We start from the raw sequence: 13,700 nt of genomic DNA, 5'->3' as shown, positions 1-13,700 counted from the left end.
AATGTTGTCGTCTGACTCCTCTGTTAATTGGCTTGATCACGCTGCGATTTTGCACGGCGCTGCTGGCCCTGATACGAAGAGCGATTGCTGGTTTGGCTGTGATCCGATGTACGCGCTGTACCAGATAAAGGTCGATTTTTGGCATGAGACTGCTCACTTCGTGCCCGGCTTGAACCATTCGTATGGCGATCTCCAGATTTACCAGCAGATGCCGGTTTGTCCCGCTTAGTGAACCACTCCGACTTTGGCTTGCGCGCCGGGTTTTTCTTGGATTTGCCCGGTTTGTCCGCAGCAGGACGATTAAATCCTGAATTTCCGCCGGATGCCGACTTCGAACTCATCTGCGCATACACGGGAGTATTGGTCATCGGGTAAGGATGATCCTTCACTTCAGGAATCGATTTCTTGATAACTTTCTCGATATCTTTCAAGAATGGAAGCTCGTCCTTTTCACAGAACGAAATCGCCATCCCGCTTTTCCCGGCCCGCCCCGTGCGGCCAATACGGTGAACATACGTCTCCGGAATGTTAGGCAGATTGAAGTTAATGACGTGTGTCAGTTCCTCAACATCAATGCCTCTCGCCGCTATATCGGTTGCTACCAGTACACGAGTCACACCACTTTTAAAATTGTTCAGTGCCCGCTGGCGTTCATTTTGCGATTTGTTACCATGGATGGCCTGTGCCGTTACGTTTATTTTCGCCAAATCCCGCGTAACCCGATCAGCTCCACGTTTCGTACGTGTGAACACCAGTGCAGTAGCAATTGAGGTATCCTGCAAAATGTGATTCAGCATGCTCTGTTTCTTGCCCTTCTCCAGCAAATATACCGATTGTTTGATGCGATCCACGGTTGAAGATACTGGCGTAATCTCTACTTTGACAGGGTTCACCAGCAGCGTCTGCACCATCTTGACAATTTCCGGCGGCATCGTTGCCGAGAAAAACAAGGTCTGCTTTTTGTTGGGCATCTTGGCAATAATCCGTTTCACATCGTGGATAAAGCCCATATCCAGCATACGGTCGGCTTCATCGAGCACAAGAATCTCCACATTGCTCAGATTAATCTGCTTCTGATTCACAAGGTCCATCAAGCGTCCAGGCGTAGCAATGACAATATCCGCCCCCTGCTGCAGTGCACGCTCCTGTACTCTCTGAGATACGCCGCCCACAATGGCTGTGGAACGAATATCGGTGTACTTGCTGTACATTTTTATGTTATCTGATATTTGAATGGCAAGCTCTCGGGTCGGGGACAAGATAAGCGAGCGAATCGTACGAACGGATTTGGCCTTTTTATCGAGTGGTGTCCCTTGTTTGCGCTGGCTGCCTTCGCTCAATAACTGAATGATCGGTACTGAAAATGCCGCTGTCTTGCCTGTTCCGGTCTGCGCGCAACCAAGTAAATCCCGGCCCGCAAGCACAGCCGGTATGGACTGCTCCTGAATCGGAGTTGGTTTACTGTAATTTGCTTTTTTCAATCCTTCCAGAATCGGAGGGATGATGTTTAATTCCTGAAATGTCATGTTATCTCCTTCATTTACGCTCATCTATACATAAAACGAATATTTATGTCACACGTAACAGTTAAGGATAACATTAAATAAAGGTTCTGTATACGTCTCTGAAATTCATTTGATTATAAGACCCATTAATCCGACAAAAGATGCTGCTTGGTGGGGTGCAATGGCACAACCGGCCAGATCTTCAAGCGTAAGAAGAAGCGCATCGAAATCACAGTCACTCAAGTCCATGCCCTTCATCGCTGTTCCGGTAAAAATTACCTGATCCATCTTGCACAAGCTCAGTGCGATTTTCTGCAATTTCAGATAGGCGAAATCCGCACCAGCCAAGCTGCACTCGGCATATTCCACCTGCTTGAGATGGGCAAACCTAAAGCTGCTGTAGTCACATATGCTCTGCAAAACGCTGACATTCTGCCATCGACTGCCGGAGAAGTCCGTACCCACGAGTTTGCAATTTAACCACTGGGTGCGATGCATAAACGAATCCTGCAAATTTACATTGGAAAAGTCACAGTGTTCAAACCGAACGTCCGTAAATTCACAATGTTCAAGTGTCGACTCCAGTATAGTCACATGCCGGAATAAGACGTTTTCAAACGATACTTTGCTCACTTCCTGCAGGTCCAGTGCAATATTCTCAATCAACCTGTCCTTGTATTCTGTTTTTGATTCCAAGGCATAGACCGGTTCAGCTTCAAGCAGCTGCTGCTGCAGCTTGGGCTTCTCTATTTTCATGATCTTCTCCTTCGTGCTTGTTTCTGACTTGTTTATGAGTTATTTCAGATTCAAATCGGGACCTTTATCGTCCTTATCTGATTGAGGCGTGTGCAGTCATGCGGCAGCGTCGATCTTTTTTATCATTTGTTATCTATCCTATGAACCCTCTGTAGATTAAACCTTAATCGCAACTGCTCGTAGTCTGGAAATGTCCAAATTCCACTGCCCTCCATGGAAAAGCTGCGGCGCTGCTTTATTTTCGACAACCTCCATGATCGACTCCTGCTCATTTGCTTCAATATCTCGGAGAAGATACGGAGCAAAGCCGCGGAGCCATTGACGGACCCCTTGTTTCAACGGCCTAAGCGAGTCGGTATGCTGTATAAATAACACTCGGAATCCATGCTGCTCCAGCAAACTGGAGAATTCACCCACACTGGGATGATACCACGGGCTCCGACCTTCCCATGTGTATCCCCGAGTAAGCAGCTCATCCCGAAGCGCATGAAGAATGATGGATGTATTACCGTTACCGGCAAATTCGGTGACTAAACGTCCTCCTTGTCTTAATGCCAATTGTATCGTTTTCATGACAGCTGGGGCATCCGCCATCCAATGCAGTGAAGCATGAGAAAAAACAGCATCATAACGCTGCTGCGGGCGATAATGAGCGGCATCTGCTGTCTGAAAATCCAGCTCCGGATATTTTTCTACAGCTTGCACGATGCTTTCTTTTGAAATATCAATTCCGGTGGTCATCGCTCCGGCTGCTGCAATTTTAGCCGTTAGTACGCCATTCCCACATCCCAAATCCAGAATACGTTCTCCTGGAGATGGCTGCAGCAGGGATAAGAGCGGTATGGATGGTGAGGGGAGCATCGCTTGTATGGAATAAATAGATTGTGCGGATTGGATCGTTTGTGAAGTTTTCTTCGGGAAGGGTTGTTCTTCCGTGCTCATAACATCTCTCCTTTATATTAGAGACATAAAGTGTCTATAATAACTTAAATTACTTTGAGCATGATGTCAATCCATGATCTAATAGCCCATTCCGACAACCGCTATTAAGGGACATTTGCTGCTTACTTTTGACGCAAAAATAAAAGGCGTGCCCTACAGGCCGGATATCCCCTGCAAAACACACCTAGATTCTAACCGCATACATCTTCCAGCACGCAGTGCGCTCCTCTTCAATCAGAATTATCGCGAAAGCTGTCATACTCTCCTGCGCTGATCTTGGATAGGATTAGTACTTTTAGCATTTAAACCATCGCCGCTGTCTGTAACTCCGCAAACGGTTCAGCAGCTTCAGCGATTTGAACCTGATTATCATTTTTTTGCAGCAGCTTCACGATATCATGAGTCAGGGCATCCACATTTTCTTGACGGGTCGCCCAACTGGTGCAAAAACGAACTGCACTGCGGGAGTCATCCACCTTTTCCCAGAATGTAAACGTATAGTGCTCGCGAAGCTGTTCCAGCAAGCCGTTAGGCAGGACAGGGAACTGCTGATTCGTTGGAGAAGCGTACAGGAATTCCACCCCTTGCTGCTCAAGGGTATCGTGAATTCTTAAAGCCATATCCACAGCATGACGCGAAATATCCAGATACAGACCATCTTCAAATAACGTCTCAAACTGAATACCAAGCAATCTGCCTTTAGCCAGCAGACCGCCCTTTTGCTTGATAATATAACGGAAATCACGCTTCAGCGCATCTTTCAAAATGACAACCGCCTCGCCCATTAACGCACCAATCTTGGTCCCGCCAATGTAGAACACATCGCACAGGCGTGCGAGATCAGCCATCGTCATATCACAATCTCTAGATGCAAGGGCATAACCCAGGCGTGCTCCATCGATAAAAAATGGCAAATCACATGCTTGACTCACCGCATACAGCGCTTCAAGTTCAGCTTTGCTGTACATCGTACCATTTTCGGTGGGTTGAGATATGTAAACCATGCCGGGTTGAACACTGTGCTCTGGTGATGATTCCTGCGCATGTGCATCATAGACCGCTCTAACCTGTGTTGCGGTGATTTTGCCGTCCAGGCTTGGAACCGTAAGCACTTTATGCCCCGCTGCTTCAATCGCGCCTGTCTCATGAACAGCAATGTGACCGGATACCGCTGCAATGACCCCTTGATGAGGCCGGAGAATGGATGCAATAACCGTTGTATTGGTCTGCGTACCTCCAACGAGAAAATGTACATCCGCCTCTTCATGATCACAAGCCTGTCGAATCAGCATTCGTGCACGCTCGCAATGAGCATCCGTGCCATAACCGCTGGTCTGCTCCAGATTTGTCTCCATCAAACGCTGCAAAATTCGTTCGTGTGCACCTTCATTATAATCACATTCAAATCGTATCATCGTGTTGTCTCTCCTGCCTTCTTGTTCAGCTTCTCTTGGATGTTCATCATGGAGGTATAGACCTCATGAATCTCTTCTTCACTCAGGTTCTGCATTAATTTCAATATCTGCTGATCGGATCGATCATTCAGTTCGGCAAACAGCACCTGTCCTTTGTCCGTCAGACGAATCAGACTAGCCCGGCTGTCCTCAGCAGAATCAGATTTGATCAGCAGCCCTTCTTTGGTCAATTTGTTTACAATTCGGCTCATATAGCTGCGGTCAATCGTGAGTGTATCAACCAGATTGTTCGCGATACTCTCTCCGCGCATGCCAATCTCGATAATGACCCGTGCTTCGGCAAAAGAATACCCTGTCCCGAGAATATGCTTATCAAGCACACCAAGAATATTCGTATAAAAACGGTTAAACCGCCGCATGTCAGCCAATACTTCCGGTTGAATATGCTGAGAGTTCATCGCAAGACCTCCCCTTTAGTGGACATTGTCAACATTATATTAATCAGGATTGTGGACACTGTCAACATTATTTACCTCACAACCTGGAATGCAAAAAAAGCCGCGCAGCTGCGCGGCTCTATACCTTTAATAAAAAAAACCGGAACGAATGAAGTGAAACATTCATCTGACCCATTTCATAGAAGCTTTATCAGACTGAAAGTCAACCTTCTTCCATCACCTGATGTGTCCTGATCACTCAACCATGAATCTTTCCCGCTTGACCTACGAGTGATTATACTGCACTTGATGCAGGCGGCTGTAGATACCTCCGGCAGCAACCAGTTCCTCGTGGTTACCTTGTTCCGCGATTCCATCGGCGTTCACCACAATAATGCGATCCGCATTTTTAATTGTGGTCAGCCGGTGAGCAATCACCAAAGTTGTTCTGCCAACAGACAATTCAGCGAGAGATTGTTGAATCAGCGCTTCGGTCTCGGTATCCAGCGCAGAAGTCGCTTCATCCAGAATCAGAATTGGTGGGTTTTTGAGGAACATACGGGCGATGGACAGCCGCTGCTTTTGCCCACCAGACAGCTTCACTCCTCGTTCCCCAATGATCGTATCCATGCCGTCCGGCAGGCTCAGAATCAGCTCTTCCAACGAAGCGCGGCGGGCCGCTTCCCAGATCTGGTCCTCGGTTGCGGTCAGGTCACCATATGCGATATTTTCTTTAATCGTCCCCGAGAACAGGAACACATCCTGCTGTACGATTCCGATCTGCTTACGCAGCGAATGCAGCTTAATGTCGCGGATGTCCACACCATCTACCGTGATTCTTCCTTCCTGCACCTCATAAAAGCGCGGCAGCAGGCTGCAAATGGTTGTTTTCCCTGCACCGGAAGGCCCCACAAAAGCTACCGTTTCCCCCGGACGAACCGACAAACTGATCTGATTCAGGATGCGCCGACTTGATTCGTAACCAAACGAAACATTTTCGAAGCGGATATCTCCCTTCACCTCATGCAGTTCAACCGCATCTTTGCGGTCCGCAATCTCAGGTTCTGTGTCAATAATCTCCAGATAACGTTTGAAGCCGGCGATGCCCTTCGGGTAGCTCTCAATCACGGCGTTAATTTTCTCGATGGGACGGAAGAAGATATTTGACAGGAGCAGGAACGCCATGAAATCGCCCATGTTGATTCTGCCGTCAATGTAGAACCATGCCCCGCTGATCATCACAAATACGGTTACCAGGCGCATCATCATATAACTGACCGAGATGCTTTTCGCCATCGTTTTGTAAGCGAGCAGCTTGGTAAGACGGAAATTGGCGTTATCTACAGCAAACAGCTTTTTCTCATGTTCTTCGTTGGCAAAAGACTGCACGACACGCATGCCGCCTACGTTGTCTTCAATACGAGCATTGAAGTTACCCACGTCGCCGAAAAGCCTCCGGTACGTCTTGGTCATCCGGCCCCCGAACACAATAATAACCCAGGCCATAATCGGAATGATGATAAAGGTCAGTAAAGCCAGCTCCAGATTAATATTGGCCATCAGCCAGAACGATCCGATCAGTGTCATTACGGCAATGAACACATCCTCGGGTCCATGGTGAGCCACCTCGCCAATATCGTTAAGGTCATTCGTGAGATGACCGATCAGATGCCCTGTTTTGCGGTTATCAAAGAACCGGAAGGAAAGTTTCTGCAGGTGGGCGAACATTTTCTCCCGCATATTCGTTTCGATGTTGATTCCCAGCATATGTCCCCAGTAGGTAACGACATAGTTTAATACCGTATTCAGCGCATAGATGGACAGCAGCACGATACATGCGAGCAGAATCAGCGGCCAATCTTGTCCTGGCAGCAGTTCATTAATAAATTTACTTACGGCGAGCGGGAATGCGAGCTCCAGCAGACCTGCGAATACAGCGCAGCCAAAGTCGATCAGAAACAATTTTTTGTAAGGTCGATAATACGAAAAAAAACGACGAAGCATTCCTATTCACTCTCTCTCTACATTCATATTTAGTTGTGTATGTTCGCTCTGCAGCGTATAGGACATCAATGTTTACAATTGTATACATCCTTCCAAAAGATGTAAACCTGTTATTTCCTTCTTATCAAGAAGAACATTTGCAGCAGCAGCATATCGAATTTGATCATTCTACAGCATCGCGAGAATAAATTTTCAAAATAAATACCCCAAAAGCCTTCTCTAATAATATAGAGAAAGCTTTGAGGTATTTTTTTCAATCTGACTCAATGGCCTCGAGTTAACATTGGCTGAGGTTCTTTTTGAATAACGTTGGTTGAGGATCTATCGTTCAGCGTTTGTTAAAAAAATTTCAAATGCAGCGCCAGAATCTCCTGCAAATGTCACGTGTCCGTTTTCAGGCAAGACCACCTCATTTTTACCACTAACCACCGTATGATTTATACAAACCCCTGTCTGGTCATATACCGCAAAGGCAGCGTTTGCAGGCATCTTTACCGTCATAACTTTACCTTTGGCTGCTGCGGGTACCGAAAACCACCGAGCATAACCATCAGGCTGCACCGTGACCCTCGATTGTTTGCCGCCATACATCGCTTGAACTGTCTCTTCGCTGGCGTATACATGACCTCCTGCTTCGATATACTCGATTCCGTTCTGCCTGGAGAAATGCATATCCATCGTGTCTCTACCTGCCAGACCAGGGATTTGGACTTGGTTCACTGCACGACTGGCTCCAACTATCCGGCTGCTTCCCACATATCCAGGAACCTCCTTGTCTATATGGAAAGGAATGATGGTTGAGGCATGCAGGTATGCTGTGGAAGTATACTTCTCATTGATCAAGTAATACCTATTCCCTTCGCGCTGATCCCACACCGCCTGAATCTCGCTGGACAACTCGTTGTTTTCAAGCTTCTGTGCCGTATATTCGGAGAAAGCGAGCTGTCCTACCTCAGGTATAGACAGATACGATCGAGACCATAAGTAGACATGTCCGTTTGATTCTTCAACAAACTTTAATTTTTTCGTGCCTTCCTTGTTTACAAATGTTCCATCCGATGTGTAGATGTACTCATCAGAAGAACGACCGGAATCGGAAGAAATCAGCAATTGTCCGGCTGCATTCATCTCCACCTTCATTACAGGTTTATTACCACCATAATTCCCGTGTATTTCAATGTCCGCCTTCACGGGTGTGCCAAAGGATTTTGCCGGCTTGCGTTCTTTAATGATATCTTTGGCTTCAAATGCGCTGAGTAATAACTCGCTGGCTATAGTCTGATCGAGTACACTCGTGCCTCCCGAAGAAGTGACAGCTGCGGCCAGATTATATTCTGGAAGAATAACCAAGGAAGAATGGTATGATACCGTATCTCCACCTTTTGTAACCGCCTTGACGCCGTAATCACTGAATGGGTACAGGCTCACACTATCCCATCCTAATCCATAAGATATTGAGGTATCGCTATCCTCCGGCCACAAGACTCGTTTGTATTCGTTTTGCTCCATGGCTTGTGCGGATTGGCTTGAAAGAATCCCCTTAACTTCTCCTGTAAAGATTTGCGAAAATTTCACAAGATCCTCAGCGGTAGAATAGATGCCTCCTGAGGCAATAATATTATAATTCTCTTGTGGAAGCTGCCCTTCAAACAGCGGTGAATAGGTTCCCGCCATGTCTGCCGGGCTGACCCTATCCTGTGGTGTTCTCGTATGCTCCATTTTCAACGGCTCTGTAAAGTGTTTATGGATAAATGCTGTAAAACTCATGCCGCTGACTCTTTCTACCAGAAGTTCAGCTAAAGTAAACCCATCGTTAGTGTACACAGAATAATCACCTGGTTCCGCCTTCAGATGCTGCCCAGCCAATTGTTCCAGAAAGGTATCCTGTGCAAATGTATCATTATCCCGATACAGGGTTGCATTGTGACCTGAAGTACCCAGAAGACCAGCAGAATGATTAAGCAGCATGCGTGGTGTAATTTGCTGGTAACGATGATCTTTCATCTTAAACTCGGGAATATAGTTCGTCACAGGCAGATCCAGATTCACCCTCCCTTCATCAACCAGTTTCATTACTGAAGCTGTAACAACCATTTTGCTGGTCGTCCCGATGCCATAGATTGTATCCGATGTCAGCGGGACCTCTCCCTTCTGATCATTCCTGCCTGTCTGACCCGAAACTACTATTTCCCCATGATCAATGAGACCATACTGCATACTTGTTATCCCATATGTATCGGTAAGCAGACGAGCCTTCTCCATCACCGTTTTCTTGGTTGGTTCATACATCCGCTCACTGCTATTAAGAACAGCTGGTGCGGCGATGGCTGTCCAAGGTGTTAACAAGGTGATCACCAGACTCAACGTTGCGATTGATTCATGACCTTGTTCATGTTCATTCTCAGCTTCTTTTGTGGTCCCATTCACATCTTCTCCTGATTGGTTGTTAGACCCATACCTTTGGATCTTAAGCAAACATAATCAATCAGGATGTACTGTTCATGACGTCTATATGAACAGTACATGAACAAGTAAAATATATTTCGGTGTTAACGATCCGTCAGACAGACTTGATTACAGATCCCCTGGTTCCACAAATTTCACCTCAGGATACATATCACTCGGACCTTGAACAAGGTTTCCACCCGTTCCTTTCAGATGCTTATTGAAAAAATCAAGTACATATTGATCTACGATCCATGAGCCTCTTTTTCCATCGATATCTCCCGTGATTCCCGTCAGTTTAATCAATGGAGAATAGAATTGAAGATCTGTGAAATTGAAATGCTCAGTTCCTTCTACATAAATCACATTTCCCTGATGATGGATTACATTTTTCAGTATGTGCAGCTCATCTGTAAGTTGTTTAATCACTTCGTTATCCGAATCTGTATTGCTTTTAAAGTCTTCCAACCATCCCTTGAAAACTCCTGATCTTATGAACATAAACGGCTTGTTGATAACGTCTCGATTCTCCACTTCATACAGTGACCCATCCATATTAATTCCAGCCTTAATTCTATTGTCTAAATAAGCTGTATTAAACGCTGCAGCACCCCCAAAGGAATGTCCCATTACGCCTAAATGATTTAAATCTATTTTTCCTTTGAATTGACTCTCGATTGCACCTGAATTCAACTTTTCTATCTGATCGATTACAAACTCAACGTCTTGTGTCCATATCTTCCCGATTTCTCTGCGCTCGTCAATTGTTGTCATCTTGGTTTTATAATCCGTCACACGTCCATCTGGAAAAATAGTAGCAAAGGTGCTGTACGTATGATCGATGGTTACCACGATATAACCATGACTGGCCAGATTCTCGGCCTGTGATGCATGTAAAACCCTGCTGGTTCCCATTCCATGTGATAACAGGATTACGGGATAAGGACTTGTTGAGGGTAATATCGCTGTATTTTCATATGTGTTGGTTTTACTATACTTCCAATAATCAAACACAAAGTCAGGCAGGTTCAAAGAATTAGAGTATGTCTGAATATACTTCTTGAACATCTCTTTATCTTTAGGGAAAAGAAGTTCACTCTTGTTGTTATTTTTATTTTCAGTTGGATACCAAATCTGAATCATAAGCTCTCTTTTATCACTCTGTTCCTCAGTTAAAACTTCATCTCTGCCTAGATCTGTCAAATGAAAGGTTTGAGTACCCACTTTCTCTGGTCCATCAGGTTTAGGCAGGTGAAAGACAGGCATATATACTAACAAAAAAAGTGATACAACCATGATCACAACGGTGACGGCGGCCAAACTATATTTCAGCGGCTTCCCTAATTTTGTTTCCATATTCTTTTGTAAATGCTTGGATGAAACGATGATGATGAACAGACCTGTCATGATATATACCAAAAGCATCTGCCACCTATAACCTTCGATTAGCAAGTGAATTACCAAGATTACAATGCTTCCAATGCTTAGAGCCATGCCTGTTTTCACTGCAGCTCTTTTAACAAACAATACATCTGCAAGTAAAGAAAAACAGGATAAAACTAAAAGTACTTCAAATAATCTCATCTTGAACCCTCTCTTTTCTTATATAGAGCCCACTTGATCGAGTGTTAGATCTGTATATTGATCTGGCTGCTAAAAAAATTATAATCACTAAACATGTACTGCCCGTGACATCTACATGAACACCATATGAACAACGCAAAAAAGCTGCATTCACATACAAGCGAACTTGTACACGAACACAGTTATAGGGAACGTCATAATCATTAATCCATAGTCTTACCAAGAGGAACTGACGATCCTGCCGAGGATGAACTGATGGAAGAAATGATGGGAAGCGTAATGATAAACGTCGTTCCTTGATCTATTTTACTTTCCACCTGGATATCCCCTTGATGCAGCGACACAATCTGTTTGGTGATCGCAAGACCCATTCCGCTGCCGTCATATTTACGGCTGTGGGAACGATCGGCCTTAAAGAAGCGCTCAAATATACGTTTCTGATCCTCCAAAGGAATGCCAATGCCATGATCCGATATCCGTACGGTTACATTTCTACTATCCCGTTCCATCCTGACGAGAATCGACCCTTTATCCTCTGAAAACTTGATACCATTGCTGATTATATTGGTCCACACCTGGTTCAATTGATCATGGTCTGCGAGGACCTGCACCTTCTGCAATTCCAGCTCAAACCGAATATCCCGGGCAGACCATTGAGGTTGTAACGCAACGATAACCCGCCTAATCTGCTCATCCAGATCACGTGTGACAAGCTGCAGTTGATGTGACTGTGATTCGAGCAAGCTAAGCTTGAGCAGGCTGTCGCTCATTTTAGACAACCGTTTCGCCTCTGAAATAATAATGTCAAGATACCGTCCTCGTTCCTGATCCGGCAGTTCTACATTTTTCAAGGCTTGGGCATATCCTGAGATAGATGTGAGCGGTGATTGGACTTCGTGCGAGACATTGGCTACAAACTCTCTTCTCATGTGCTCGAGCTGCTGCAAATCATTCATCATCTCTTCAAAGCTCCGGGCGAGTGTGCCCAGTTCACTGGTTTGCTTGATATTCAGCTTGACATTGAAATCACCTGCTGCGATACGTTTTGTTGCCTGAGTCAATTTTTTGATCGGTCTTACCAGAAACATGGAAGCAATCAGAATGATCAGACTTCCGGCAGCCAAGGATGAGGAGGCAAAAATCGTGCCCCACTGTATTACAGCCGCCGCCGCGGGCGGAGACAGGGTTTCAAGAAACATGGCTCGAGTCCCGCTCGCAGTCTGAACCGGCAATCCCAGCAGCACCGTACCGAGACCATTCGGTGTCAATTCCAATACGGTTCCTTCCAACACCTTCTGAACCTGCTCCTGCGTTACTGAAATTGGCTCGTGGCCTTTATCTTTTCCGAACGTGTGGATCTGTCCTGAAGGCTCGACCATTCGAATGTAATACAAATCGAGCTGCTTCATCTTGTTGACGAATTCATCCGCTTCGGATAACGGCAGCGTTTTATACATCTCTACAACATCCTGACCAAAATTACGGATGTTGATATGGGCATTATCGTTAAGCTGATCTTTAAATATCCAGGTGGACAAAAAAAATGCGATCACAGTCCCTGCAATGACAGATACCAGAAAAGTCACAACGACCCGGATATACAGAGATTTAATCATGCTTGACCTCTAGCCGGTACCCCAACCCCCGAACGGTTTCAATCTGAAAATCGGGAGTCGCCGCAAAACGTTCACGCAGACGTTTGATATGTACATCCACCGTTCGATCATCCCCCGTATAATCCAGCCCCCAGATCTGATCGATTAACTGCTCCCGCGTATAGACCTGTCCCGGCGTTCCGGCCAGCTTGTACAGCAATTCGAATTCCTTGAGCGGCAGTGTCAGCGACTCTTCGCCAAGCATGACCTTGTAGCTCTGCCGGTCCAGCGTGACATTGCCAAACTGAATCATATGGGTGGAGCCAATCTTGTATCGTTTCAGCAGAGCTTTCACACGAACAGTCAGTTCCAGAGGGTCAAACGGTTTCGTCAAATAATCATCCGTTCCCAGTTCAAATCCTTTTACTTTCTCCCAAGTTTCACCTCTTGCAGTCAGCATCAGAAGAGGCAGCTCGGCGTTCAGCCGCCTTAATTCCCTGCACAAGGCCCAGCCATCCATAACAGGCATCATAATATCCAGCACAACCAGGTCAACAGGAGTTTCCTGATAGACAGCGAGTGCTTGCTTGCCGTCCACGGCCTCAACTGTGGTGAAACCGTCATTTCTGAGAAACAGGCAGACCAGTTCGCGAATATTCGCATCATCGTCTGCGACTAATATAGTAGGCATATGGTTCTCCTTCTAGGATAATATTCTAATCTACAAGTTCATCCAAGGCAGCCTCCAGCTCTTCAAGCCGTGTCGTCAGCGAATTCACTTGAGTTCGTGCGTCTGCAAGCTTTGCTTGTAAAACCTGGGCTTCGCCAATCTCTGCTGCCTCTACCTCTTGCTGTTCCCTCTCATTTCGAATGCATTCTTGTTCGTATCGCTTCAGCCTGTTGGCCGCTTCTACTCGCTCTTGCTTTACTTTTTCGATCTCATACTCCAGATGCAGCACATCAGACAGGCTTGCTCCGCCTGATAGACGCTGTGAATATGTCACAAAATCACCTCTT

Annotated in this window: 11 protein-coding genes; all 11 read right to left on the bottom strand. The window is 45.9% G+C overall.

Annotated elements, in window-relative coordinates:
* Positions 1–23 precede the first annotated feature (23 nt).
* Positions 24–1,526, bottom strand: a complete 1,503-nt coding sequence (locus tag MKY97_RS13525; protein WP_342555919.1) for a DEAD/DEAH box helicase — start codon at positions 1,524–1,526, stop codon at positions 24–26.
* A 105-nt stretch (positions 1,527–1,631) separates the two neighbouring features.
* A complete protein-coding gene (locus tag MKY97_RS13520) occupies positions 1,632–2,261 on the bottom strand; it encodes a pentapeptide repeat-containing protein (RefSeq protein ID WP_342555918.1) in 630 nt (209 codons plus the stop codon).
* 156 nt (positions 2,262–2,417) lie between these two features.
* Positions 2,418–3,203 (bottom strand): methyltransferase domain-containing protein, encoded by a 786-nt coding sequence (locus MKY97_RS13515; protein ID WP_342555917.1) that lies wholly within the window; start codon positions 3,201–3,203, stop codon positions 2,418–2,420.
* A 302-nt stretch (positions 3,204–3,505) separates the two neighbouring features.
* Complete coding sequence (locus tag MKY97_RS13510) at positions 3,506–4,618, bottom strand: beta-eliminating lyase-related protein (protein WP_342555916.1); 1,113 nt, start codon at positions 4,616–4,618, stop codon at positions 3,506–3,508.
* Positions 4,615–5,076 (bottom strand): MarR family winged helix-turn-helix transcriptional regulator, encoded by a 462-nt coding sequence (locus MKY97_RS13505; protein WP_342555915.1) that lies wholly within the window; start codon positions 5,074–5,076, stop codon positions 4,615–4,617. Before MKY97_RS13505 ends, MKY97_RS13510 begins: the two co-directional genes overlap by 4 nt.
* Positions 5,077–5,340: 264 nt before the next feature.
* Positions 5,341–7,059: an ABC transporter ATP-binding protein gene (locus MKY97_RS13500; RefSeq protein WP_342555914.1), complete on the bottom strand. Its 1,719-nt coding sequence runs from the start codon at positions 7,057–7,059 to the stop codon at positions 5,341–5,343.
* Positions 7,060–7,380: 321 nt separating this feature from the next.
* On the bottom strand, positions 7,381–9,348 hold the full coding sequence (locus MKY97_RS13495; protein WP_342556323.1) for a serine hydrolase domain-containing protein: 1,968 nt from the start codon (positions 9,346–9,348) through the stop codon (positions 7,381–7,383).
* 285 nt (positions 9,349–9,633) lie between these two features.
* Complete coding sequence (locus tag MKY97_RS13490) at positions 9,634–11,088, bottom strand: alpha/beta fold hydrolase (protein WP_342555913.1); 1,455 nt, start codon at positions 11,086–11,088, stop codon at positions 9,634–9,636.
* A gap of 203 nt (positions 11,089–11,291) precedes the next feature.
* Positions 11,292–12,704, bottom strand: a complete 1,413-nt coding sequence (locus MKY97_RS13485; protein ID WP_342555912.1) for a HAMP domain-containing sensor histidine kinase — start codon at positions 12,702–12,704, stop codon at positions 11,292–11,294.
* Positions 12,697–13,374: a response regulator transcription factor gene (locus tag MKY97_RS13480; protein WP_342555911.1), complete on the bottom strand. Its 678-nt coding sequence runs from the start codon at positions 13,372–13,374 to the stop codon at positions 12,697–12,699. The genes MKY97_RS13485 and MKY97_RS13480 overlap by 8 nt, the downstream gene beginning before the upstream one ends.
* A 25-nt stretch (positions 13,375–13,399) precedes the next feature.
* Positions 13,400–13,687, bottom strand: coding sequence for a hypothetical protein (locus MKY97_RS13475; protein ID WP_342555910.1), 288 nt, complete (start codon positions 13,685–13,687; stop codon positions 13,400–13,402).
* Between the last annotated feature and the right edge of the window lie 13 nt (positions 13,688–13,700).

Source organism: Paenibacillus sp. FSL R7-0652 (assembly GCF_038595045.1).
In the GTDB taxonomy this organism is placed as follows: Bacteria; Bacillota; Bacilli; order Paenibacillales; family Paenibacillaceae; genus Paenibacillus.
The sequence above is the reverse complement of the archived record's forward strand: the minus strand, read 5'-3'. Positions and strand labels throughout refer to the sequence as shown.